The organism is Rickettsia tamurae (genome assembly GCF_000751075.1).
Taxonomy (GTDB): Bacteria; Pseudomonadota; Alphaproteobacteria; order Rickettsiales; family Rickettsiaceae; genus Rickettsia; species Rickettsia tamurae.
The window spans coordinates 81319-104202 of record NZ_CCMG01000007.1; the positions used below are offsets into that span (position 1 = coordinate 81319).

Genomic DNA, 22884 nt, shown 5'->3' on the forward strand with positions numbered 1-22884 from the left:
GGTATTTACAATTTAGTAGCATCTGAATGAATTAGCATATTAAGATAGGTTTGATAAGGCAAACCATGCTTAGAAGCTTTAATTTTTATTGCTTCTATGTCATGTTCTGCAATTCTAATAGTAACAGACCGCTTTTTATTAAGATGCGCTTTTGCAGACTTTTGAAATAATGCAATGAGAGCTGGATCATCAATTTTTTGCTGCTTTTCAAAATTATCTTCAATATCTTGTTCGTAAGGATCTAGTTTGATACTCATAATACAACCATTTTCAATGTTATATTTATTATAAATAATGTAAGTACTTTGTCAATACTTGATATATTAGACTATCCTGCGGATAGTTATAAATCTGTACATTGGATTTTGTGAAAGAAATTTAATTTAATCTATTTTTTAGTTCTCTTTGCATCATAGGAAGTAAAATATAAATCAAAACAGGTAATAAAGCAAATTTAAGCAAAAGTGTAAAATTAAATAATATTGTTGAATTTTTTATTATAGGAAAAGTTTTATAAAAAAAGAATAACAGAATGAAACTAATAATTATACCTATAGTTTTTTGAGCATTATTTAAGATCAAATCAGAATTATATTTAAAGCAAATATATACGATACCATAACCCACTAAAGTTCCTATTGGTAATAAAAGCAGTAAGGAAAAAGGACTGTATTTCCATAAAAAGAAACATATACCTATCACAAAAGCCAATATACAATAATAAGATTTAGCCCTATTTTCCCATCTACTTATTTGTGCTTGTATAAAATTACTTCTATAAACTAAAACAATTAACACTCCAAAAATCATACCGCCTATAACATCATATATACTATGTACTCCAAGATATAGGCGTGAAAGCATAATATTAATAATCATTGCGATAGATATTATTTTTAACGTTTTTGAATTAAATGATAAAAATATTATCATAAAGAAAACAGTAGCCACCTGTACATCTCCACTAGGGAAACCAAATGATCCATCATTAATAGGTAACATATGTAATGTACTAGACAGGCGAGGAATAGAAAAAGCCTTTTTAATAATAACATTCAATAATGTTGCAAATGATATAAGCCAGCCTAAATCCAAAAATAATCTATTTCTTGGATTTAACCAGTAGGCAATCGCAATAATTGTAATGTAAAAATAATCACTAGCAAAAAAGGAAATATTTTAAACCAGTTAGTTAACATTTCACTTCTAAAATTTAATAACCATTCAGGATTTATTTTAAATAACATCATTACATATAATATTTTTTAGAATAATATAGACATAACCACATATGAGATAGACTGTCAATGATAGAATATGGTTGTTACTGTAGTAAAAAATTTATTAATTTTTTAAGAAATAATTAATATTCCCTCTTGACATGTGACAGTCTATTAGTGTATAATGCACTTAAGACAAAAAAGGAACTATCAATAACGCATTATAATATTCAGTTAGAATATATTGATTATTACTTTTTTAAGTAAAAATTAAATTTAATCAAAATTTTTAAAGGGGAAAAATTATGTTTAGCTATCTATTTTCAAAAAATACAGTTTCTAATAACATATCACCTGAAAAAGTAGTAAATAATTCGACTACATATGCAGGAGTAAAAGTTTCTGAAGCAACATTTGAGTATTTTGCTAATGCTAAGGCAGCTGCTGTAGGTTGTACAACGTCTGCTGCTACAGCAGTCGGTTACGGTTATAAAGTACTTGGTAGTGCTTTTATGGGCGCTTGTGCTTATGAGAAGTGGTAGCCGGTAAAGTAATGACAGGACACGCTTTTGGATGGGCTATGCCTACATTTGTAAAAGCAACAATATCAACGGCTGCATGGGGATTTTATGCTCATCCTACAGTTGCTATGGGGATTTGTGTTGGAGCAGCTCTTGCATATTCGCCGGAGAACACATTTGAGTTATTAAAAAATACGACTTATACAGGAATAGAAGCAGCAAAATTTGCTTATGAAAATACAGCAGGGATAGTAAACGGAATAGCCGGCTTAGCTCATCTTGTGTATGATAACTTACCAAGCTACAGCGAATCTCCTCAAGTGGATCTAGCTAGTAGCATGGAAATTTCATGGGTAGATGCTGTTGCATAAATCTCTAAAATAGCTAATAACTAAAAAAGCTGATTATGTCATTCCTGCAAAACAGGGTCGTTGTTGCATAAATCGGTGTCATTCCCACGAGGCATTGTTGCGCGGACCAGTAAAATCCACTGTGTCATACCGTGGCTTGGCCACGGTATGACAATGAGAAATCGATCCACACAGGCAATGCCCCACGGGAATGACATAGAATAAAAACTGTCCGGTTACCTTACTGATATCTGTTATATCTTATAATAATAAAATTTTATTTCGTTGTTTTTAAATGCATCTTTTTTATTCCTAAAACCCTTTTTCAAAGAGCTACAGGAAAAATTAATATTACCGGCTTGAGCCGTGTCCGATCCTTCATTTTTTATTTTCTCTATATCCTTACTACTTGGTACTACAACGGCAATATGCCCTGCTCTTTTTGGGTTAGCATTTTTATATACACGGATACAACAAAATATCCTTGATTAGCAAATTTTTGTGCTTGAATAAAACTATCATCACGATTTCCTGCTTTAACAAAATTCCATCCGTTCTTTATTCCGTCTGTTTCAAGCCACTCAGCTTGCTTATTTGATAAAGTAGGTATAAATTCTTTATCGCTTTCAGGATGAGGAAGTAGAGACTTATTTGGAAGCCCCAAGGCTGTACTAGCGCATACGCAAAACAACTACAATGAGTCAAACGCTTTAACTTAGGAGAGTTATATTTTTCCGTTTCTTCTAATAAAGTTTCTCCCAACTTACAATTTATTACATTACCTTTTTGCCACTTTTCCTCAACATTTAAAGAGTTAATTACCTCTAATTTTTTTAGCACTTTCCGATATATTGTCTGCTTGTGCAGTCATATTAATACAAAGTAAGTAAATTATGATTAATTTTATTTTATTCATTTTTTTCTCATGTTAATTTATGAACCTCTATATACAATATATAATACGATAATTCAACTATTAATTACAATTTCTTATATTTTATTATTTAGAAAAATATAAGAACACTCTATGTTTCTTGACAAATGCTATGCTTTTATATATGTTCCTTCGTATGTTAGCAACAAGAAATAAGGCTTAGAAATAAGTACTTCAAGCTTAGCACCCGTAGCTCAATTGGATAGAGTATATGACTACGGATCATAAGGTTAGGGGTTCGACTCCTCTCGGGTGCGCCATTCTTCATTTTTCAGTATTTCTACAAACGTATCAAACGGCGGACACAGTATAAAATCAAGCTTTTTGCCGTTTAACTGAAATATTAAGTGTCTTTCACCAAATCTCTAAACTAAGTAGCTTTTCTCTTTCTTCTAAATAGTAAATTTATCACCTTATAAAAAGAAATATTAATAATTTAATTAACCAACAAGCCTCCTTAATCTCATTTATCTTTAACTGTGGAGGGGGAAAATTCCAAGCATCAACCTTGTGGCAGAAGCTTAACCGAGTTGAATATTTAGCAGCTGTCGATGAGCTATTAAGATGGATGCGTACTAAAGGCGGTGTTAAGCTGCAAGGTTTAGCGACACATTGGCAACATTATAGATTATAATTATTATCATTTATTAACACCTCTTATTATTTCCTCTAATCCTCTATATACTCATAAATCCCTTAAATTAATCCTAATTTATTTATTCATACTTTTAGTTAAATTTCTATTGCTTTCTTAAAGCCCTTTATTATGATTCTGTCTATAAGCTCATTTTTAACAAAATACTAAAATTTATAGAATTTAATAAGGGTAGAGATATGAAAGAATTAATAGAATTTCTAGAAAAAAGAGGATTTACTAGACAAGCAAATAGTTTAAGAAAGGGTGATACAACGCTTAATCTTTCTTATAACGACATAGGCGAGGCTAGAGCAAGAGACTTAACGGCAAGCTTAAAAGTTAATAACTCTTTAACGTCGCTTGATCTTAGATGGAACAAAATAGGCAAGCAAGGAGTAAAGGAATTAGCCTTAATGCTAAAAGATAATTCTACTATTACAGAGCTTAATCTTAGGTATAACAGCATAGGTATTTTTTGGGTTATATAAATAAGGCAACGTTGGACACAATTAACGGATATTTGCAAAGAAGTAAAACTATAGTAGAAAAAAGCAGAAAGCTTAAATGCCGAGGGCAATGATTTATGCAGTCAAGAAAAATAAAACAAATGCAGAAAAGAAATATGAAGAACAAATTTTCTGCAATCCTGCTTCTCTTAATATTTGTTATCAAGAAATAAGTGATGAATTAGCAGAGCTAATAGCTGATAAATTAAAAAGCATTAAAACCACTACTACTGTTAATTTTTCAGGTAACCAACTAAGCGATAAGGGTATAAAGGTTATTGCTAAGGCTCTAAAAACAAGTCTGCATTTAGAAAAACTGGATTTTAGTTACAGTAATTTAGGCGATCAAAAAATATAGTAGCATAGAGCTTGGGGTGTCTTGAGGTGATTGTAATAATGATGATTGAATTCTGCTGCCAAGTGATCGAAAGCGAGAAGAAGTAGGACTTAGAGTTTCTGAAGGAGCTGCCATAATGTTATCATATATATTTGAGTTCTTACTATCTACCCAATTTCTGTGACTTATGACTAGTTCCTCCTCACTGTTACTACTATTATGTGATGAAGTTGAAAGTTTTTGTGGTAAAATTTGTGTATCCTGATTAAATATATTATCACTAGGGGTCGCCATATCTTGGCTAAGTTTTGTATCGGCTTTTAACTGCTCTTTTTTCTTTTCTTCGGTGTTAATTATTTCTTTTATTTCTCCTAGAGAATTGGAATCAACATAGAGTGCTGTCGGTAGCATATCATTAATTATCTTATTTTTTAAGTTATCATTTTCAAAAGCTTTCTTAACCTCCTTAAAATCTTCCTCAGACCAATTAGGTATTTTCTCAATTTCATTAGAAGTAACTGTATAACGTCCTCCTCCAGTAATATCTTCTTTTTTTCTAGGTTAAAATTAGAATTCTGTAGAAATTTTTCTGCAGTTTCTGCATAATTCTTAGGAATAGATATACAATATTCATATTTATACTTCTCCGTTTCTTGTTGTATATTACTGATTTCTAAATATAACTTAGGTTCATTATGATTAACAATTGAAAATGCAGAGTTATAATCCAATATTTCACATCCTGCAATTTCTAGAGTTGGAAGAGATTGCAGTGTCTTATTCAATAAATTATTAATTGATTTAAGTTCTGATTGATGCCTCTGATGAATATATGATTTTACAATATTTTTTAACTCCTGATTAAGTAATTCGTTATATGTACCTATGACATACTTTTCAGCAAACTCATTTTGTCTAGCTTTATCTGATTCTTCACGAGATGAAAATTTGTATTCTTTAAAGTGATTGATAAAGTTTATTACTCTTGCAGGGTCAATAATATTTTTATACATTATTTCAATATTTTTTATGTTTAGATTTTGATCCTCAACAAAAACTTTAAAATTTACTTTCGTTGTATCGATCAGTTGAGAAGCAATTGCTTTTAAATCAGGATGTTGATAAAGATAAGAAAGACTATTTGGCTTACTAATTCTTTGATTATAAGCATTTTTTTATCTTCTGGATTAGGATCATTTTGTAGATCAGGTGTGTCATTCTTTTTCTTATTTAACTGTTGTTTTTCTGAAATAAGAAGTTGAAGAAATTCTACCGATACATCAGGATGTCTTAATAGCTCCCGGTATAACCCATCTGCTGAAAGATTTTTATGGTATTTTCTTGTGCATAAACAAGGTCTGCTTTTGTTTTTTCAAAAGCTAAGTTTTGATTTTTAAGTTGCTTCACTGCATCGTTTTTTTCAGCTTGCAATTTTTTTATTTCCTCTAATGCTGCATCAAGTGTAGTAGGTACATTTGATTGTATTGTAGAAATGATAGGCTGTATTTGTACTGCAGGAAAGGTGGAGCCATAAACTGTAGCAGCAATTATCTGCCTTCACTAGAAGAAGTGTCAGCAGTCAATTTCTTTTGTCTCTGTTTTTTCAAAGGTTCATTTTCTTTATCTTTTCTATGCTTTCTTCGGGTTTATTTTAAGTGGGGTGTCCTTAATCTTTAATTCCCCTTTTCCTATATATCTTACTATACTGTTAATTGCTATTTTCTTCTCCTATTCTGATAAAGCGTTATATTTTTCATATGCTGTTTTACCTAGAAAATCTTCTAACCAGTCAGGATTTTTTCTTATAGCATCTATTAAAGCCCATTCATATCCTACTCCATTTCCTCCTCTAGTAGTAATATTAAGCGGTATTAAGTGTTTTTGTTTATTCTTATCAGTAAAATGAAAATCTACATTTTTCGTTTCTTTATTTATAACTAAATCACAACTAATACAACAAAGTTTAGACAATCCTATGTATATTTCTTCACTTAATTGATTATCACGATCTTGAAGTTGTTCTTTTATATACTGTATTATTCTCATTTCAGCATGAGCTTTATCGCTAAGTGGACCATCTAATACAATTTTATATGGTTGTTTTATAGCTTCAATAATTGAAGGGGCAAATTTTTTACTTGCATCAATAGTATCAGGGTTTAATTCATCTTCTAATTTCATCAAATCTCTTCTAGCTCTAGCTACTACCTTAACTACTTCTGGACTTGCACTGGTTACATTACAGACTTTTTGTTGAACCTCTTGATTATTATTCGGATATTTTTCTAGCTCTTGCAAAATGCGTGGTAATATATCCTTATGGTCACTATTATTTTTATAATTGTGCAGCATCTAGAAGTGGCTCTTTTCGTTGAGTAGATAGATTTTGTTGTTGTAGAAAATTTTTTTGCTCTTCTTTAGGTAAAGCTGTGTAAGTAGCATAATCTTGTAAATATTTAAAAACTTTTGTGGTATGTGTCTCAATTTGTTCAACTTTCTTTGTGTTAACACTAGAATTATGTAATTCATTGAAAGCTACTAAAATTTGCTTACCGTCAAAACATATGGCACTACATTGGCTATTATATTGAATTAACCTACCTAAGGCATCAAAGCGTCTATTTTGTAAAGGAGTATCATTTTCTTTTATAATCTTTGAGTTAAGTCGAGTACGAAAAGCATATGCAAAATTCTGCAGATTTGAGTTGTTGTTGTCATTTAATAGTCCGTGGGTAGGATTCTCTTCAGCAAATCCAACATGAAATGCCATATAAGGAACAAGTTCTTTTGGAATAATCTTTTCTGTTTTACCTGCCAAAACCGCTAGAACTGCTAATTTTTCAAAACTTTCATCAAGTGCTTCACTATTATTTTTGTGTATTTTCTTATGGTGTTCAGTAAGGATTTTTAAGGCAGATATAGATTCGTTTAATATAATACTTTTTAATAAAGCCTCTCTCGATTTTTTATCTCTTATGATATCCTCTACTGTCTGGCTATCTACATATTTAACAAACTCTACTGTTAACCTTTCTTTCTGTGCATTTGTTAGATTTGCCATATAAATATTATTTTATAATTTTAATTATTTTCTCCTAAAACCTCAACGCTTTCCTCAAATATTGAATTATCAATATCATTACCGTCTACTAAAATCGTCATGTTACCTGGAATGCTTTTTAAGCTTTCCGCACCCAAATTGGTTATGTTATTATCTCTTAGATCTAATTCCTTTGTTGTAGGTGATCTTTATGATAAAGAAATACTGTAGCACGATAGGCGGCTCCTAGATCTCCTAATTTAATATTCATAAGAGCTAATTTTTTTAGAGAATTGTTTTTTTGTAGCATGTTCGCTATTGCTTCAAAACCTAGATCTCCTATTTCAATATTATTGCTTATTAGTAAAGTTTCTAACGCTTTATTTTCGATTAATGCAGTAGTAAGTTCTTTTATATTATTATGGGTTAAATTATTGTTATTAAGATTTAGAGTTTTTAACCATGGATTTAATTTTAAAGCAGATGCTATATATTTCATCCCCTAAGTTATTTTTTTTAAATCTAAAGTATCAATGGGGGTTGAGGTTAAAAAGCTTCCAATTACTTCTGCACTTTTTTCGGAGATTCTTGTTTCATTTAATATTAATTCTTTAATATATTGATTAACCATTAAAGCATGAAGTAATTTTATGACATTAATTTTGCACTGCTAATATTATTTGCGATAAAGTCTATCCCTTCGGCAGTAATATTAATTTGTCCTATATCTAAGGATTTTAACGGTAGTTTTGAATGAAACAACTCACTAATAATTGCTGCTCCTTTATTTCCTACTTCACTACTACCTAATGCTAAAGAACTTAAATTAGGGTGGTTTTTAATAGCATCTATTAATATTCTTAAATCCTCTATTTTCAGCGAAATAGAATTTAAAGATAAATATTCAAGGGAGGTATTATCTGCTAAAGCATCGATAAGAATTTTTATTTTTTCACTATCTAAAGAAGTAGAATTCAGGTTTAAATGTGATATTTTATTTAACCTTACAATTTTGCTTAGATTTTTTATATCATCATTACTAAGGTTGCTGCCATATAAATCAATTTTTTTACTACAGTATTTTTCTCTAAAGTTTTAATTACAATTGATAAAAAACTACTATCTTCTTCATAAGGTAGTTCCACACGAACAATTTCAGGATCATTATTCTTAATTTTCTGCAACAATAAATCATTTCGACTGAGGTCAATTTTTTGTCTTTTATTAGACTCTTCTTTATTAATATTATCGAGGGATGTAGTTGTTTTTTCTATAGGACGTTTTAAATTTTCTCTTTTCTTTAACTCTTGTGCCGCTTCTCTCATATTAAACTCTTGTTTTAAATTAATAATATTTTTCTAATTCTGTATTTCTATTTTAGAATCATTAATAAATTTTTAACATTTTTTCAACTTATATTTTATTTTTATGAGATTATACTGATAATCTCTTCTAATTATATTTAAGTAATTAAGTTAGATATGGTTTGAGAATTGTAGGAAATTTTTAATTTTGCAGTGAATGGAAAATATGTTCTAATTAGCAACGTAAATTGATCTTTCATAATAAGACTCCATATTAAGCACTAATAAGCCAAACATAACTATAAATGTTATTGCCATTACAATTATAATTAAATCATAATCTGACAACAAAAATAATAATTTATTCTGACTTTATACTTTACTAGGAAGCTAAGCTAGATGAGTATTTATTTTTAAAATAAATCATAAGATATTTATATAAGTTAACACATAAATTAAATATTCTCAAATGCAATCTAAATAAAAAGTAATATAATTTAATAAACTGTAACTTTTTTAGTTGCAGTTGGTGGTTCCACTTCCAATGATGAAATGCCTTTAATTGGGTAGTGGTACCACCATGTATACTATTATATAAAAGCTTAGTAAATATCGTCTTATCTTGATATTTAAACTGATGAACTATTTTTTTGCTATGCTCATTAAACTTAAATAAGCTGCGAGCAAGCTCATAATTAGGTTTGTTGCTATAACAATTTCCACAAATGCAGTTATCTAAGATTTCTATACTAAATCTTTGTCCACATATACTGCAATAGGGTCTTGCTATAAACTCTAGCTTCTTCCAACAATCGCTACAAAATTCACCACTCCCCCTAGTATCTCCGAACAGCTTAAACATCTCTGCGGCAAGATATAATCTATAAGATAATTATAAGTCTTTATTAACAATTAAAATCCTCTTGAAGATTCATGGTGTTTAGAAGCATTCGGTGTTGATTGTGATGATGGTGAGCTAGCACCATAACGAACCCCCTTGCCGTGTGACAAATTCTCTTGCATATGTTGTGCTTGCTCATGAGCTTTGTTTTGCTCAGGTTTTACTTTATTGCTAACATTTGGAGTTATAAAAGATTGAGATGTTTCTTCCTTTTTACCGTATATTTCTTTTAAATCCCCAAACCCCAAATTGCGATTCAACAAAATAGCCGACTCCTGCTTTTACTACCGATTTAACTTTCTCAAAATTAGTTTTTTCAGGCGGAGGAGCAAATTCTTGACGATCTGCTACCTCTTTTTTATTTTCATTAAATATATGCTGTATTTCTTCTTGAGTTAAACCTTTAAAATTTTCAATATTATTAGGCTGTACAAACTCTTCTAATGCTTTGGTATCTATTTTTGCTTGCCTTTCTTTTTTAAGCAAGTCTTTCTTATTTTCATAATTTCCTATTGATGTTTTTAAACTATTTATTTGATTTATTTTATCTTTGTGTCACTCCATACGCACTAAATTAGCATCTCCTTCACCTATTACATTAGCTCCTCCTCCAATAGCACCTGCTACCAAACCACCTATAATACCGCCTACAGAGCTTGCTTGTGCTACTAAAGATACCGTCTCTAAGGAGTACTCGTATTGCTTTTAAAATCTCTTTAGTTCTAGTTGTATTTAATTTTTCAGGTTCAACTTTTTCTTGGTAAATTTTAGGTAATTGAGTATCCAAGAAATTTTTAAGTTCAGGGCTATCTTTTGCTTTATCTATTTGAGTAGTAACTACTAACTCTGCTTACTTCACATAATTAGCTTTAATATTTTCTAAAGTTTTTTTCTTTCTATCTAAACGCTTATCTTCTTTTACTTCTAAAGTTTCTTTTCCAACATTGTAAGCAACGGCTGATAAAGAAAGTGCAGCAAGCCTAACCCCGACGGGAGTGGGATTAAGGACTAACGATACTGCAACGCCGTCAATTCTAACCGCACGTCTTACTGCTTTACTACCTAATGTTTTATATGTTTTCTCTAGAACATTTACTGCAGTTTCACCACCGGGTAGTGTCCTGATTTTATTTAATGCCTTATCGGCTAAACCGGGACTTGGGGGACCTTTTTCTTTAATTTTTGCACCTTGCTGAAGTTTATCAACCGGATCATAAGCTTTTGCTACTTTTTCTCCGACATTAACTACTCCGTCTGCTATATGAGTAAGATTATGGGTAATGGCAACTTTACTAACTCCCTTTACTACTTCTACAGCTACCCCACCTACAGCAATTCCGGCACGAGCAACTCTAGCACCGTAAAGTGCCGTATCCTCTTTCAGCGTTCTTTTTCCTGCTGGCTTATTTTGCGATTGCCGTTCCTATGGAGGCTCAGAAGCTTTTGTTTGTGCTGCTTCTAAAGGCTCTACTCTTTCAGGGGTATTTATTGAAGATTTAAGCTTATTATCTTCTGCTGCATTTTTTATTCCTTCTTCAGGAGTATTAATAGTTACTGCTTAAATTTTCTTTACTCATGAATGCTCTCTAACTTTTTTAGGTATTAACACTCCTATGTCATACAGTGGCTTGACCACGGTATCTAGAAAAACAACTTATAACGTGTATTCTTTGATGTTTTTACTGGATACCGTGGTCAAGCCACTGTATGACAACAAAAACTAACATCTTATCGTCTTCCCATCGCATAGCTAGTAATCAAGTTTTTTATAGGTTTAAAATTACTTATCGCCTTAAACCCTATTTGTCTTATACATCTTAAATTTTTGGAATAATTTGAGAAAATATTATTTAACTCATCAGTCAACTTATACATAATAAAATTATCGTCTTGCCTTAGCTTTTGATATTCTTGTAATGTACCATTATTACTAACGATTATGCTCAAAGTCTCTATATCTTTTATACCTTGATTAAGCCCTTGTCCGGCGAGCGGATGTACTGTGTGGGCAGTATCTGCAATAAGAACTATACGGTTATGAAAATATCTATTTGCTATACGGGCTTTTAACGGGAAGCTACTAATCTCGCTATCAATAGTAATTTTACCTAAGGAATTACCGGCATTTCTTTGAGTTAAAAACCTGACTTCTTCTATAGGCAAATTAACAATTAAAGCAGCTTGACTAGCAGAAGTTGACCATATTACGGAAGAGCTATATTGATCTTTTAAAGGTAACAAAGCAAAAGGACCAAGCGGCAAAAAATGCTCCATAGCACAATTTTCATGCGGCTTTTCATGCTTAATATTAAATGTAAGAGCTGTTTGATAAGGTTTTTCAATTTCATTAGCGAAATAATGAGATCTTACTTTTGAATTTACTCCGTCACATATAATTAATAAATTACATTTAATTTGTTTATCATCAAATTTTATAATTGAATAATCACTATGACTTATAACTTCTTGATATTCATTATTATCAATTAAGGTTATCAACGGATTATTAGTTACTTTTGACAATAATATTTTTTTAAAATCGCTATTCTTAACCACATATCCAAGTACAGCATCATCATTTCGTAAGTCTAATATCTCTGAAGCCTTATTATCTACTACATATACGTCTTGCATTTCTGCCACAAACTTCTTAAGCTCTTCCCATATATCAATAGAGAATAAGAAATTTTTAGAATGCGGCGTTAAAGCAGTAGTTCTTATATCTTTAAAAAACTCCAGGCTTTTTACCGATTTACTCTCGAATATAGTAGTTTTTATACCCTTTTGTGCAAAAGAAAGTGCCGTTAGCATGCCGCTCAAACCACATCCTAAGATTATCGTATCAATCTGCTTTGTTTTCATTCGATTCATTTATGAAATATTTTAAATAACCGTTTGTGGCTATAAAGCTTAAAAGAAAATAAATAATTGCTATATCTAAATATGAACTATTTCCTGAGTATAAACCTAAACAGCAAATAAATAAACTCGCTAAAGTCGTGAAGCTATTTAAAATCAATAAATTTGTAAAAATATCCGTTTTTCTGATAAATAGGTAGGTTATTAAGCAAATAAATAATGAAATAATAATTAAAAAGATGTTAAGCATAATTTTTTAAATCGGTTTTTCCGTCATTACGAGGAAAAACTGTAAGTTTTGACGAAGCAATCCAGTAAAATGATTTTTCTGGATTGCAACGCTCCCTATGGTCGCTCGCAATGACGATTTCGGTATCAACACACCACTCATTATATATAATCATTTATAACACTACAAACTGCAAATAAAATTAATTAAAATTCCTTAAATAATTTTAATATTATGTAATCTTAGCCAACCTTTACACTATAAATAGCTATTGTGACAAAAATGTTATAAAAAAATGTTGCTTTCTTTTACATTCGGCATTAACGTATATACGTATATATTTAGGTTTTGATTAATATTTTTAAGGTAAATTGTAATGTCACAACTAGATGTTTTAATAGTAGACGATGAAGAGAGTATACGAAATCTCATTGCTGCAAATTTGAAAGATGAAGGTTTTAACCCTAAGGTTGCCGCTAATAGTACTCAAGCCCTTAAAATACTTTCCGAAAAACCGGTCTCTGCAGTTATACTTGATATTTGGCTTCAAGGAAGCGAAATTGATGGGCTTGGGATTTTAGAGATAATTAAAAAACGCTATCCTTTAATGCCGGTAATAATTATTAGCGGTCATGGCACTATAGAAACAGCGGTAAATGCTATAAAAATGGGGGCTTACGATTATATAGAAAAACCGTTTAATAATGATAAATTAGTTATTTTACTTAAAAGAGCTTGTGAAGTAACGAAATTAAAACGTGAAAATATAGATTTAAAATCAAAGGTTATAGATAAAACTGAATTAGTAGGCGGCTGTTCGGTAACTTTAAAATATAAAATGGAAATAGAAAAGGCAGCTAGCTCTAGCAGTCGTATAATGATTCACGGTAAAGTCGGTAGCGGTAAAGAACTTGCCGCAAGGTTAATTCATAAACAATCTAAAAGGGTTAATAATCCGTTCATTATTTTCAGCCCTACCTGTATGACTACAGAAAAAATTAATCAAGAATTATTCGGCGAATCGGAAAAGCAGGAAAATAATAAACGCCCTACTATCTTAGAATTCGCCAATAACGGTACTTTATATATAGATGAGGTCAGTAATGTTCCTATTCCTATCCAGGTAAAATTATTAAAATTCCTTAAAGATCAAACTATTACAAAACCTTGCGGAAAAAATATTAAAGTTGATATAAAAATTATTACCGGCACTTCTAAAAATATCCAAGATGAAGTTAATAACGGCAAATTCCTAGAAGATCTATATTATCGTCTTAATGTATCCTCTCTAAAAGTACCTTCATTATATGAAAGGAAAGAAGACATACCGCTACTCGTTAAATATTTTGTTAAGCAACTTTCAAAATTTTCAGGTTTAAAAGAGCGTAGCTTTGCAGATGAAACTATTGCAGCTCTTCAATCCTATGAATGGCCAGGCAATATTAGACAATTACGTAACGTTGTTGAATGGACTTTAATTATGAATCCGTTAACTACAGGCAATAATGACATTATCAAACCTTATATGATACCTTCGGAAATATTAGCCAATAGTGCTAATCTCACAAAACTTGAAGATAGCTTTGATATGTTATCTATGCCGCTTAGAGAAGCTAGGGAAGTTTTTGAACGTCAATATCTATCGGCACAAATGAGTCGTTTTAATAATAATATTTCAAAAACATCTTCATTTGTCGGTATGGAAAGATCGGCTTTGCATCGTAAATTAAAATTATTAAGCTTACATATACCTCCTACAAATAGAATAAATGAAGAAGAATATGAGGAAGCAAATGCTTAAAGTCGTATCGATAATTACTATTTATTTGTTATTAAGCAGCTGTTCCGAATCTACTCGTGATGCAAATGGATTACTTACAGATAGCCAAAGCACGGTAATTCAAAATTATATAATATCGCAAAATTCTAAAAACCTTAAAGTGAACCTTAAAGAGAAGTTCGGTTCAAATTTAAAAGGAGTAAAATTAATAGGAGTAAAGCTAATAAATGAAGATTTATCAGGAATAGATTTAACTTCCTGCGAAATATTACGTGCTGATTTTGCAGGTAGTAATTTAGAAAAAGCTATACTTACAAATGCTATAATTCAAGAAAGTAATTTTGCAGATTCGGTAATAAAAAATATTTCCGGATATAATTCCGACTTTCAAGGTTCAATTTTTAACAATATAACATTACAAAATACAAATTTCGTTCAATCAAATTTTAGTGATACTGCTTTTAATAAAACTACTATAATAAATGTCAACTTTGAAAATTCTAAATTTAGTCATGTATTATGGAGCAATAATACTATCGACGGTGTTAATTTTCAAAAAGCTAACCTAAAGAATAATAGCTTTAAAAATACTAATATAACAAATTCAATATTTTACGGTACGGACTTAGAAAAAAGTGTAATAAATAATACCAATTTTACTAATAATTATTTTGAATCTAGCGACCTAAGTCAAACTAAATTAACAGCAGTAATAATTAAGGATTCCAACTTCACACAAAGTATTTTTAATGAAGTAAACTTTAATAACGTACAAAGTAATAACTCTTTCTTTTCATACGCTTCCTTTCAAGATTCAACATTACAAAATATTAGCCTTACTAAATGTGATTTACAAAATAGCACAATTAGTAGTTCAGTTTTAAATCATTTTAAAATCGATAATGCTATATTAAATAATATGAGTCTAAACGATAATAAATTTAATAATTTATCAATAAAAAATAGTAATGCTAATTTTGTAAGAATTAATAAAACTAAAGGCTCAAATATTACTTTAGATAATATTAGTTATACTAATATTATTTTTAGCAATAATGATTTTAAACAATTTATAGTGATTAATACTGACTTAAACAGCAGTGAAATAATAAACTCAAATATAACTAACGGGCAATTTAATAATGTAAATTTTTCTAAATCTTTAATACAAAACGTAAATTTTTCAGATATTAAAATTACTTTAGGTAATTTAAACCAAGTAGCTCTAATAAATTCTAATCTAACAAATACTACGGTTATTAACTCCGTCCTTTCTAATTCACAAATAAATAATATTAACTACCAAGCATATTCCGGTTTTATTAATACTAACGTTTCTAATAATATTATTTTAAATAGTGATAATTCGAGTAAAACTCCACCAAATAATATAGTAATAAGTTCGGTAAAAGATTTGCAAAAAATAACTAACTTAACAAATATAAATTTAACAAATCTTGACTTAAGTAGTTTAGTATTTAATGGAGTAGATTTTTCAAATAATATCTTTAAAAATACTAATTTAACAAATACGGTAATAAAAAACTCTATTCTAAAAAAAGCTAATTTTTCTTCTGCAATACTTACTAAAACAGATTTCTCAAACTCAATATTAACAGATAGCATATTTAAATCAGCTAAAATTGATCAGGCGGGCTTTAGTAACTCTGACCTAACAAATGCCGATTTTACCGAAGCAACAATTAAAGATACTTCATTTGATAAAGCTAAGACAAGCGGAATGAAAGGGGTGGATAATCTTTAAATACCTTGATCCCTATACGAACATTCAGTATGTCATTCCCGCATGGATCAATTCCACCGCTGTCATTCCGCGACTTGATCGCGGAATCCAGTTAAAAATACTAATAATTTTAGTATTTTTTATTGTTTTTGGATACCGTGGTCAAGCCACAGTATGACACCGAATCCATTTTTTGATCCACACAAACAATACCCCGCAGGAATGACATAGAATTTACCTTTGGTTGCTCTTTGAAGATTTTCCTTTATTAGTAGGTGTATTAGAGGGTGTAAATGAATTATTATTTATAAAAGCAGTAGGACTTTGCTTCTTCATTCTATTGATAATTTGTTGTTGTTTAAGATTATTTATCTTTTGTTTTCCGGCTATCCTTATAGATTTAGTAATTTTGGCAGTTTCTACAAATATTTCCTTAGGAGTTTGTAGTTGATCAATTCGCTCATAATGTTTTTTAAGAAACTCTTCTTTTATCTTTGGCTTTACTCCTTTCAAATCAACATATGTTTTATATAACTTCTTTAATTTTATTTTAGATTCTTTTATTTGTTGTTTGGAAGATTTTTGAGGAAGTGATTTAATCGAATTAACAAGACTACTACCTATTTCTTTTATAATATTAACTGCAGGCGAAGCTATTTTCTTTATTCCTTCATAAATTTTACCTAACCCACTAGCGATAACATCTAATATTTTAGGCTCATGTTCTTTAGATATAGGGGGTATATCCCTAATAATATCTCTAGCTTCAGTTATATTATTAGCTAAATGAAGTAATGCTTTTTTCTCTTCTAGCTCGGTAGATCGATTAGCATATAAACTAGCTATATCTGCCTGAGCATCTATAGTATCGGTAATTATTGATTTAGTATCATTAAAAGAAAGATCTATAGGTGTCTTTTTTTGCGTTATAGGGCTGTCTTCTCTTAATTTATCTAGCCTATCACGTATTGCTTGGTCTTTTTGATCATTGAGGCTTTTACTTTTTTGTTCTAGTTTAAGCTCAGATTGCATCTGCTCAATTAGATCGTCTACTTCATTACCGGATTTTTTTGTGGGGATATAAGGTCTATCTTGGAGCTTTGCAAACCTTTCTTCTAATTCTTCAAGTGTTGGAGGAGTGCCTTTAAGTTTTGCTAGTCTTTCTTCTAATTCTTTTATTATTTGATCGTCCTGCTTTTTCTTAGACATATATACCTCTATAATAATTCCTAGGTTTTGTGAAGAAAATTAATAAGATTCTTGAGAGGATAGTTGTTCCTATTTCAAAAAAATCTTATGATTTACAGCAAAAAATAGCAAAAATAGACTAATTTAATTTTCCTTCACAGAGCCTAGTTATTAATAACACAAACTACTAAATAAAATAAAGTATTTTTTAATATGAGTTAAGATATAATTACATAATTATTAGTATTTTTTATTGTTTTTATAGACCCCGTGGTCAAGCCACGGGGTGACACAGTGGGTTTTACCGGTCCACGCAACAATGCCTTGCGAGCGACTAAAGGCGTTATTGTATAGCTTGTTTATGTCATTCCCTAACTTCATCAGTAGTATAAGTTCTAAAATCAGGGGCGTTAACTCTTTGTAAAGCAATTTTAGCGTCTTCCATATCTTCTTGCATTTCCTGTAGATAATATTCAATTGCTTTACGTACTATATTACCCTTTTGATCTGTCTAAGTTTTTTGCTGACCATGCTAAACTATTATTTAGTTCGTCCGGAATACTTAAATTAAGTCTTGCCATCTTTTGACCTATATTTAATTGATAACACATCACGACACATAATACTGAAAAAAGCTATAAATACTTATCCAGCACATCCGACATGATTTTTCTAGCTATTGGAGCGGCGGCTTTACTACCCCCTCCGCCATGATCAACAAAGACGGTGACGGAATAACGAGGATCGTGATAAGGAGCAAAGCCTAAGAACAAGGCATGATTACGTCTTTCCCAAGCTATAGAATCACGGCTTAAATCATCTTTAGCATTTAATTTACCTTGTACTTGGGAAGTACCAGTTTTACCGGCGAGCTGCCTATTTTCGCCTAAAATTCTATTATAATACGCCGTACCTCCCGCAACATTAACGGTATTATACAAGCTTTCTTGTATTATTTTGATATTTTCGGGCTTAATATTGACATTATAAAATTCCGGATCATTTTTTAATATTCTAGGAGTATATAGCTTGCCGTTACTTGCAATAGCCGTAATAAACCTTGCAAGCTGCATTGGTGTCACCCCTAGAAATCCCTGTCCGATTGCTAGATTAAAACTATCCCCTATTGACCAAGGAAGCTTTAATTTTTTCTTTTTCCACTCTTTTGACGGTACAAACCCGCTACTTTCAGGAGCTAAATCAATACCGGTTTTTGAGCCGAGGCCAAATTCTCTTGCAACTTCAAGAATTTTATCTGGACCTACTATTCTTGCTAATTCATACATATAAATATTACAAGAATGCTTTAAAGCAGACATCATATCTACCGTCCCGTGTCCGCTATGATTCCAACATCTAAAGTTATTAGTACCAAGAGCAGAGCTACCGTCACAAAAAACGGTTTTATTAGGATTAATGCCTACTTCAAGGGCTGCAAGTACGGTAATTATTTTAAAAACCGAACCTGGGGGATACGAGCTTTGTATTACCTTATTAATTAAAGGCTTATAAGGATCGCTCATTAAACTTTGCCAATAATTTTCCGATAATTTACTGAAATTATTTGATTCAAAACCCGGTGTGGAAGCACAAATTAGTATGTTTCCAGTTCTAGTATCCATAACTATTGCCGAAGAACCTTTAGGATTTAAATATTGCTGTATATTTTTCTGAAGAAACGCATCGATATTTAAATGCATATCTTCGCCTGATTTAGTAGGGGTTCCTGCTATTTCTCTTACCTGCTTACCGTAAGCATTTACTTCAATTTTTTTATAACCGAATTCTCCTCGTAACTTGTTATCGTAATATTTTTCAATACCGGATTTACCGATATTAAAATCACTTAAACTATGTATATTTAACTCTTGCTTCTCTTGCTCATTTATCTGACCGAGATAACCGATTAAATGAGAAGTAGTGCTTGAAAAAGGATAAAACCTTAAATATCCTATATCAATAAATATCGAAGCCAGTTTATGCTTTTGTTCTTCAATCATCGATACTTGCTGCCAATCAAGCTGATCAAGTATTATTAAAGGAGTGTGGCGACTAGATTTTTTAATTTTTTGCTTAATATAATTATATTTTTCCGGAGATAAATTTAAAATATTACTAATTATTTCTAATTCGTCCCTATAATTATTATTAATGCTCCTATCTATTACTAGCTGATAACATGGTTTATTAGTAGCTAAAATATTGCCGTCTAAATCGTAAATTCTTCCTCTACTAGGAGGAAGTACAACAAAATTAATACGATTCTTATCTGATAAAGTCTTATATTCTTCACTTTTAATAAGCTGTAAATAAAACATTCTTATTCCAAGCAGTGATAAAAATCCGAGTTTACCTAATCCGATTATAAAGGCCCTTCGTGAAATTAACTCACCATGTAGTATTTTTTTATTTAGCATACTTTTTTAAAGTAATTCATAGGAGAGTCAAGTATAAGACGAATTATATTATAAGAAAATATAGTTGTTAAAAATTGAAAGAAAATTATTAAATATCCGTCTGCTTCTAGCTTCTTGATTGTTACTAGTAAATATTTAAAATTCAATATAAATAAACAATAAACACAAAAAACAACAAAATTTATCAAATAGTTTTTAGCTATAAAAAATTTTGAAGAGAGTTTATATATTATATATGCCGACAAAAAAACTAACGAATTTGTACCGATAGGCATACCGCTTACTTGATCTATCAATAGACCGAGGAAAAATATGCTAAAAATATTTAAGGAATATAACGACATAAAATAATAAATAAATATAATTTCCATCGCTGGAAAAATTCTGCTTTGAATATTTATTTTATAACTCACCAACGGAAATAATATTATAAAAAAACATAATAAAGCAAACAGCAATTTCAATATTATTTGTAAGCTATTTTTATATATTTCCTGTTTTATCTTTAACATAAATAGTTTTTTGTTATGTGTTTTGTTTGTAGTTGTTATATGGATCAGTTTTTTCGTCATTGCGAGGAACTTACAAAGTAATTGACGAAGCAATCTCAGGAGTTTGTTATTATTTCATGAGATTGTTGCGTGGACCGGTAAAACCCACTGTGTCACCAGTTCGCTTGACCACGGGGTCCATAAAAACAATAAAAAATACTAATAATTTTAGTATTTTTAACTGGATACCGTGGTCAAGCCACGGGATGACAGAGGTGAAATTGATACATGCAACAATACCGATTTGGTATCCACCCAATAACCATATCAACCGTATACAAAATATAAATTAATTTTCTATTTTGTACAGTTTTAAAAAATGAATATGGACTCTACAATAACTCACAACAACTAGGATTACATACTTGTGGTGGAGAAAAATGGCTTGTTTTAATATAATATTATTTCTTGTTATCGTAGGATCAAAAGACTTAAGCCGTGGGATAGGTATATTAGGTTTATCTGTTATATTTTTATTTTTTGACATAAAAACCTCCTTTTTAGCTTATATACTTGTCATTGCGAGGAAAATTAGGCTTTGTTGTACAGACCGTTTTATGTCATTCCCGCGTAGGCGGGAATCCAGTTAAAAATACTAATGATTTTAGTATTTTTTATTGTTTTCCGGATACCGTGGTCAAGCTACGGTAAGTAATATTTTTAATTTTTAACTTTCCTCTTCACTTTGTTCTATCGGCTCTAAACCATATAAAGATATCATACGTTCAAACACTCTACCGGCAGTAGGGGCAGCAGTCCAGCTCGCCGTTGCAAAGCCAAAGCTTTCTTTAGTGGGCTTTGGTTCATCAAATCTAATAAAAATAACATATTGCGGGTTAGATGCAGGTAGCACTCCTAAAAACGATGAAGCTCTACTATTTTTTAGATATTTCTTTTTACCCCCTGCACCTTGTGAAAGTTTTTCTGCCGTACCGGTCTTACCACCGATAAGATAGCCTTTGACCTCTGCTCTTTTACCGTTACCTTCTTTTACTACCGATCTAAATAATTTCTTCATTTGGGTAGAGGTATTTTCACTAAAAACTTTTGTACCTATTACTTTTTCATCCTTTCTTTTTAATAAAGTAAGATCATATAAAGTACCGCCATTAACAACCGGTAACATTGCTCTAACAAAATGCAAAGGACTAATCGAAATGCCGTAGCCGTACGACATAGTAACACTAGTTAACTCATTCCATCTTTTCTCGGAAGGAAATAACGGAGTACCTCGTTCAGGTAATTCTATTTGTAACTGATCTAATAAACCTAATTTTTTTAGATATTTTTTAAAATTGCTTTTACCGATTTCAAGCATAATTTGACTTGTGCCAATATTTGAAGAATATAGAAAAATCTCAGGTACACTATGCCACCCTTGCCTTGGCGTATAATCCTTAAGCTGGAATCCTCCTACTTTCATATAGCTTATATCATAAGCATCATTCATATTTATTGCACCGGTATCAAAACCGACTGCCATAGTTAATGCCTTAAATACCGAACCCATTTCGTAAATGCCGAGACTTGCTATATTAAACAACTCTTCCGGTTTTGCTAAACTCGGATGATGAGGATCGAAATCAGGCTTATTTACTAATGCTAAAATCTCGCCGTTATTTGGATCAGCAATAATACCTACTGCTCCTATAGCCTTAAATTGCTTTAAAGTTTTATCAATCTCTTCACTTAAAATACTTTGTAATCTGATATCAATAGATAATTGAAGTGGTTCTTTCCGATTCTTTGGTTCGTTTAATTCATAATCGGAATTAGTTAAATATTTATCGTAAGCGAGTTCTAAGCCACTAAGCCCTACCGAATCTCTACCTACATAACCGACAACATGCGACAATAAATTAGAAAATGTATAAATTCGTTTCTGCTCTTCTTCAAATTCAAAACCAAGTAACCCAAGGCTAGTTATCTTTTCTTGCTGACTAGGTAATAAATCTCTTTTTACCCATATAAAGCTTTTATTTGACTTAAGTTCTGCAAGTAATTTAGCCTTATTAATATCAGGTAGAATTTCTGCTAGCTTTTTTACGGAAGCTTCAGGATCAAGTACTATTTGTGGATTAGCAAATAATGATGCTGAAGGTAGGTTAACGGCTAATAAATTACCGTTCCGATCAACTATTTCTTTTCTAAATTGATGATTTTTTTTAAAAGAATTTTGGTTTTTATCGTAAACATTTGTAGCAACGATTATTAACCGGTAAGATAAAGTACAAAAAAGAAAAGAAAAGCCACAAATAACTATTAATAATCGGATTTTTGTATTTTTACTACAAACATTCCAAATTATCAGACTTTTAATTGCAGGTTTCCATTTTTCCAAAATTTGTTTCATATGTTATTTATGG

31 protein-coding genes, 1 tRNA gene and 3 pseudogenes are annotated in these 22884 nt (G+C 30.7%); 12 read left to right on the plus strand and 23 right to left on the minus strand.

Annotation, left to right across the window (positions count from 1 at the left end; genetic code table 11):
- Positions 1-5 precede the first annotated feature (5 nt).
- Both MB29_RS01430 and MB29_RS09625 read right to left on the minus strand, forming a co-directional pair.
- Positions 6-257 carry a CopG family antitoxin gene (locus MB29_RS01430; protein ID WP_032138766.1) on the minus strand — a complete coding sequence of 84 codons (252 nt, stop codon included), beginning with the start codon at positions 255-257 and terminating at the stop codon, positions 6-8.
- A 121-nt stretch (positions 258-378) separates the two neighbouring features.
- Positions 379-1059 (minus strand): phosphatase PAP2 family protein, encoded by a 681-nt coding sequence (locus MB29_RS09625; protein WP_233418837.1) that lies wholly within the window; start codon positions 1057-1059, stop codon positions 379-381.
- 466 nt (positions 1060-1525) lie between these two features.
- Between MB29_RS09625 and MB29_RS01445 the strand changes: the two genes are divergently transcribed.
- The 3 genes from MB29_RS01445 to MB29_RS11200 are packed head-to-tail and all read left to right on the plus strand — an operon-like array spanning position 1526 to position 2316.
- A complete protein-coding gene (locus MB29_RS01445; RefSeq protein WP_032138767.1) occupies positions 1526-1762 on the plus strand; it encodes a hypothetical protein in 237 nt (78 codons plus the stop codon).
- A 38-nt stretch (positions 1763-1800) separates the two neighbouring features.
- Positions 1801-2112, plus strand: a complete 312-nt coding sequence (locus tag MB29_RS01450; RefSeq protein ID WP_032138813.1) for a hypothetical protein — start codon at positions 1801-1803, stop codon at positions 2110-2112.
- Positions 2113-2172: 60 nt separating this feature from the next.
- Positions 2173-2316 (plus strand): hypothetical protein, encoded by a 144-nt coding sequence (locus MB29_RS11200; protein ID WP_215426152.1) that lies wholly within the window; start codon positions 2173-2175, stop codon positions 2314-2316.
- Between the two features lie 190 nt (positions 2317-2506).
- Here the strand turns inward: MB29_RS11200 and MB29_RS12355 are convergent, their stop codons facing one another.
- Positions 2507-2755 carry a hypothetical protein gene (locus MB29_RS12355; protein ID WP_233418838.1) on the minus strand — a complete coding sequence of 83 codons (249 nt, stop codon included), beginning with the start codon at positions 2753-2755 and terminating at the stop codon, positions 2507-2509.
- 453 nt (positions 2756-3208) lie between these two features.
- Between MB29_RS12355 and MB29_RS01460 the strand changes: the two genes are divergently transcribed.
- From MB29_RS01460 to MB29_RS09015, 4 genes are all read left to right on the plus strand, one after another.
- Positions 3209-3285, plus strand: a tRNA-Arg gene (locus MB29_RS01460).
- A 209-nt stretch (positions 3286-3494) separates the two neighbouring features.
- Positions 3495-3659 (plus strand): glycoside hydrolase family protein, encoded by a 165-nt coding sequence (locus MB29_RS01465; protein ID WP_233418853.1) that lies wholly within the window; start codon positions 3495-3497, stop codon positions 3657-3659.
- A 200-nt stretch (positions 3660-3859) separates the two neighbouring features.
- Entirely contained in the window at positions 3860-4150 is a 291-nt protein-coding gene (locus MB29_RS09010; protein WP_051965277.1) for a hypothetical protein, read from the plus strand.
- 88 nt (positions 4151-4238) lie between these two features.
- Positions 4239-4526: a hypothetical protein gene (locus tag MB29_RS09015; RefSeq protein WP_215426153.1), complete on the plus strand. Its 288-nt coding sequence runs from the start codon at positions 4239-4241 to the stop codon at positions 4524-4526.
- Here the strand turns inward: MB29_RS09015 and MB29_RS01475 are convergent.
- The 12 genes and pseudogenes from MB29_RS01475 to MB29_RS09645 form a co-directional block, all read right to left on the minus strand.
- Entirely contained in the window at positions 4506-4916 is a 411-nt protein-coding gene (locus MB29_RS01475; protein ID WP_032138769.1) for a hypothetical protein, read from the minus strand. The two genes, MB29_RS09015 and MB29_RS01475, sit on opposite strands and share 21 nt — an antisense overlap.
- A gap of 20 nt (positions 4917-4936) precedes the next feature.
- Positions 4937-5518, minus strand: coding sequence for a hypothetical protein (locus MB29_RS01480; protein WP_032138770.1), 582 nt, complete (start codon positions 5516-5518; stop codon positions 4937-4939).
- 277 nt (positions 5519-5795) lie between these two features.
- On the minus strand, positions 5796-5936 hold the full coding sequence (locus MB29_RS11205) for a hypothetical protein (protein ID WP_215426154.1): 141 nt from the start codon (positions 5934-5936) through the stop codon (positions 5796-5798).
- Positions 5937-6052: 116 nt separating this feature from the next.
- Positions 6053-6857, minus strand: a pseudogene (locus tag MB29_RS13620) (hypothetical protein).
- The gene (locus tag MB29_RS12360; protein WP_233418839.1) at positions 6841-7566 is read right to left on the minus strand and encodes a hypothetical protein; all 726 of its coding nucleotides are present in this window, start codon (positions 7564-7566) and stop codon (positions 6841-6843) included. Before MB29_RS12360 ends, MB29_RS13620 begins: the two are co-directional and overlap by 17 nt.
- Positions 7567-7729: 163 nt before the next feature.
- On the minus strand, positions 7730-8044 hold the full coding sequence (locus tag MB29_RS14010) for a hypothetical protein (RefSeq protein WP_215426155.1): 315 nt from the start codon (positions 8042-8044) through the stop codon (positions 7730-7732).
- Positions 8045-8047: 3 nt separating this feature from the next.
- Positions 8048-8789: pseudogene (locus MB29_RS08020) on the minus strand (leucine-rich repeat domain-containing protein).
- Between the two features lie 442 nt (positions 8790-9231).
- Positions 9232-9711, minus strand: coding sequence for a double zinc ribbon domain-containing protein (locus tag MB29_RS12365; RefSeq protein ID WP_233418840.1), 480 nt, complete (start codon positions 9709-9711; stop codon positions 9232-9234).
- 50 nt (positions 9712-9761) lie between these two features.
- The gene (locus MB29_RS12370; RefSeq protein ID WP_233418841.1) at positions 9762-9998 is read right to left on the minus strand and encodes a hypothetical protein; all 237 of its coding nucleotides are present in this window, start codon (positions 9996-9998) and stop codon (positions 9762-9764) included.
- Positions 9964-10236: a hypothetical protein gene (locus MB29_RS12375; protein WP_233418842.1), complete on the minus strand. Its 273-nt coding sequence runs from the start codon at positions 10234-10236 to the stop codon at positions 9964-9966. Before MB29_RS12375 ends, MB29_RS12370 begins: the two co-directional genes overlap by 35 nt.
- 364 nt (positions 10237-10600) lie before the next feature.
- Positions 10601-10930 carry a hypothetical protein gene (locus tag MB29_RS13630; RefSeq protein WP_324607268.1) on the minus strand — a complete coding sequence of 110 codons (330 nt, stop codon included), beginning with the start codon at positions 10928-10930 and terminating at the stop codon, positions 10601-10603.
- A gap of 200 nt (positions 10931-11130) precedes the next feature.
- Positions 11131-11327, minus strand: a pseudogene (locus tag MB29_RS09645) (hypothetical protein).
- Positions 11328-11363: 36 nt separating this feature from the next.
- Here MB29_RS09645 and MB29_RS09650 point away from each other — a divergent pair.
- Entirely contained in the window at positions 11364-11474 is a 111-nt protein-coding gene (locus MB29_RS09650) for a palindromic element RPE4 domain-containing protein (protein ID WP_084686713.1), read from the plus strand.
- A 4-nt stretch (positions 11475-11478) separates the two neighbouring features.
- On the opposite strand, the gene ubiH is transcribed toward MB29_RS09650, so the two are convergent.
- Genes ubiH through MB29_RS11220 form a run of 3 tightly spaced genes read right to left on the minus strand, consistent with a single transcriptional unit; the run spans position 11479 to position 13013 of the window.
- Positions 11479-12621, minus strand: a complete 1143-nt coding sequence (gene ubiH, locus MB29_RS01520; protein WP_032138772.1) for a 2-octaprenyl-6-methoxyphenyl hydroxylase — start codon at positions 12619-12621, stop codon at positions 11479-11481.
- Positions 12593-12859 carry a monovalent cation/H+ antiporter complex subunit F gene (locus MB29_RS01525; protein ID WP_008580390.1) on the minus strand — a complete coding sequence of 89 codons (267 nt, stop codon included), beginning with the start codon at positions 12857-12859 and terminating at the stop codon, positions 12593-12595. The genes ubiH and MB29_RS01525 overlap by 29 nt, the downstream gene beginning before the upstream one ends.
- Complete coding sequence (locus MB29_RS11220) at positions 12852-13013, minus strand: hypothetical protein (protein WP_215426156.1); 162 nt, start codon at positions 13011-13013, stop codon at positions 12852-12854. The genes MB29_RS01525 and MB29_RS11220 overlap by 8 nt, the downstream gene beginning before the upstream one ends.
- 201 nt (positions 13014-13214) lie before the next feature.
- Here MB29_RS11220 and MB29_RS01530 point away from each other — a divergent pair, with 201 nt between their 5' ends.
- Complete coding sequence (locus MB29_RS01530) at positions 13215-14639, plus strand: sigma-54-dependent transcriptional regulator (protein ID WP_032138773.1); 1425 nt, start codon at positions 13215-13217, stop codon at positions 14637-14639.
- Positions 14632-16383 (plus strand): pentapeptide repeat-containing protein, encoded by a 1752-nt coding sequence (locus tag MB29_RS01535; protein ID WP_032138774.1) that lies wholly within the window; start codon positions 14632-14634, stop codon positions 16381-16383. The genes MB29_RS01530 and MB29_RS01535 overlap by 8 nt, the downstream gene beginning before the upstream one ends.
- A 213-nt stretch (positions 16384-16596) precedes the next feature.
- On the opposite strand, the gene MB29_RS01540 is transcribed toward MB29_RS01535, so the two are convergent.
- The 4 genes from MB29_RS01540 to MB29_RS01550 all read right to left on the minus strand — a co-directional run bounded on the left by MB29_RS01540 (position 16597) and on the right by MB29_RS01550 (position 20479).
- A complete protein-coding gene (locus tag MB29_RS01540; RefSeq protein WP_032138775.1) occupies positions 16597-17571 on the minus strand; it encodes a hypothetical protein in 975 nt (324 codons plus the stop codon).
- 197 nt (positions 17572-17768) lie between these two features.
- Positions 17769-17870, minus strand: coding sequence for a proline/betaine transporter (locus MB29_RS09660; RefSeq protein ID WP_215426157.1), 102 nt, complete (start codon positions 17868-17870; stop codon positions 17769-17771).
- A gap of 315 nt (positions 17871-18185) precedes the next feature.
- On the minus strand, positions 18186-19967 hold the full coding sequence (gene mrdA / locus MB29_RS01545; RefSeq protein WP_032138776.1) for a penicillin-binding protein 2: 1782 nt from the start codon (positions 19965-19967) through the stop codon (positions 18186-18188).
- Entirely contained in the window at positions 19961-20479 is a 519-nt protein-coding gene (locus MB29_RS01550; protein ID WP_032138777.1) for a hypothetical protein, read from the minus strand. Before MB29_RS01550 ends, mrdA begins: the two co-directional genes overlap by 7 nt.
- Positions 20480-20511: 32 nt before the next feature.
- Here MB29_RS01550 and MB29_RS11225 point away from each other — a divergent pair, with 32 nt between their 5' ends.
- Together MB29_RS11225 and MB29_RS11230 are read left to right on the plus strand one after the other, a co-directional pair.
- Positions 20512-20811, plus strand: a complete 300-nt coding sequence (locus MB29_RS11225) for a hypothetical protein (RefSeq protein ID WP_233418843.1) — start codon at positions 20512-20514, stop codon at positions 20809-20811.
- 87 nt (positions 20812-20898) lie between these two features.
- On the plus strand, positions 20899-21108 hold the full coding sequence (locus MB29_RS11230; protein ID WP_215426158.1) for a hypothetical protein: 210 nt from the start codon (positions 20899-20901) through the stop codon (positions 21106-21108).
- Between the two features lie 77 nt (positions 21109-21185).
- On the opposite strand, the gene MB29_RS01555 is transcribed toward MB29_RS11230, so the two are convergent.
- A complete protein-coding gene (locus MB29_RS01555) occupies positions 21186-22871 on the minus strand; it encodes a peptidoglycan D,D-transpeptidase FtsI family protein (protein ID WP_032138778.1) in 1686 nt (561 codons plus the stop codon).
- Positions 22872-22884 lie beyond the last annotated feature (13 nt).

Bases quoted from the DNA above. Each gene is read 5' to 3' on its own strand.
- MB29_RS01430 (WP_032138766.1), bottom strand. From the start codon at position 257: ATGAGTATCAAACTAGATCCTTACGAACAAGATATTGAAGATAATTTT.
- MB29_RS01445 (WP_032138767.1), top strand. From the start codon at position 1,526: ATGTTTAGCTATCTATTTTCAAAAAATACAGTTTCTAATAACATATCA.
- MB29_RS01450 (WP_032138813.1), top strand. From the start codon at position 1,801: ATGCCTACATTTGTAAAAGCAACAATATCAACGGCTGCATGGGGATTT.
- MB29_RS09010 (WP_051965277.1), top strand. From the start codon at position 3,860: ATGAAAGAATTAATAGAATTTCTAGAAAAAAGAGGATTTACTAGACAA.
- MB29_RS09015 (WP_215426153.1), top strand. From the start codon at position 4,239: ATGATTTATGCAGTCAAGAAAAATAAAACAAATGCAGAAAAGAAATAT.
- MB29_RS01475 (WP_032138769.1), bottom strand. From the start codon at position 4,916: ATGCTACCGACAGCACTCTATGTTGATTCCAATTCTCTAGGAGAAATA.
- MB29_RS01480 (WP_032138770.1), bottom strand. From the start codon at position 5,518: ATGTATAAAAATATTATTGACCCTGCAAGAGTAATAAACTTTATCAAT.
- MB29_RS12360 (WP_233418839.1), bottom strand. From the start codon at position 7,566: ATGGCAAATCTAACAAATGCACAGAAAGAAAGGTTAACAGTAGAGTTT.
- MB29_RS14010 (WP_215426155.1), bottom strand. From the start codon at position 8,044: ATGAAATATATAGCATCTGCTTTAAAATTAAATCCATGGTTAAAAACT.
- MB29_RS12365 (WP_233418840.1), bottom strand. From the start codon at position 9,711: ATGTTTAAGCTGTTCGGAGATACTAGGGGGAGTGGTGAATTTTGTAGC.
- MB29_RS09650 (WP_084686713.1), top strand. From the start codon at position 11,364: ATGTCATACAGTGGCTTGACCACGGTATCTAGAAAAACAACTTATAAC.
- ubiH (WP_032138772.1), bottom strand. From the start codon at position 12,621: ATGAATCGAATGAAAACAAAGCAGATTGATACGATAATCTTAGGATGT.
- MB29_RS01525 (WP_008580390.1), bottom strand. From the start codon at position 12,859: ATGCTTAACATCTTTTTAATTATTATTTCATTATTTATTTGCTTAATA.
- MB29_RS11220 (WP_215426156.1), bottom strand. From the start codon at position 13,013: ATGATTATATATAATGAGTGGTGTGTTGATACCGAAATCGTCATTGCG.
- MB29_RS01530 (WP_032138773.1), top strand. From the start codon at position 13,215: ATGTCACAACTAGATGTTTTAATAGTAGACGATGAAGAGAGTATACGA.
- MB29_RS01535 (WP_032138774.1), top strand. From the start codon at position 14,632: ATGCTTAAAGTCGTATCGATAATTACTATTTATTTGTTATTAAGCAGC.
- MB29_RS01540 (WP_032138775.1), bottom strand. From the start codon at position 17,571: ATGTCTAAGAAAAAGCAGGACGATCAAATAATAAAAGAATTAGAAGAA.
- mrdA (WP_032138776.1), bottom strand. From the start codon at position 19,967: ATGCTAAATAAAAAAATACTACATGGTGAGTTAATTTCACGAAGGGCC.
- MB29_RS01550 (WP_032138777.1), bottom strand. From the start codon at position 20,479: ATGTTAAAGATAAAACAGGAAATATATAAAAATAGCTTACAAATAATA.
- MB29_RS11230 (WP_215426158.1), top strand. From the start codon at position 20,899: ATGGCTTGTTTTAATATAATATTATTTCTTGTTATCGTAGGATCAAAA.
- MB29_RS01555 (WP_032138778.1), bottom strand. From the start codon at position 22,871: ATGAAACAAATTTTGGAAAAATGGAAACCTGCAATTAAAAGTCTGATA.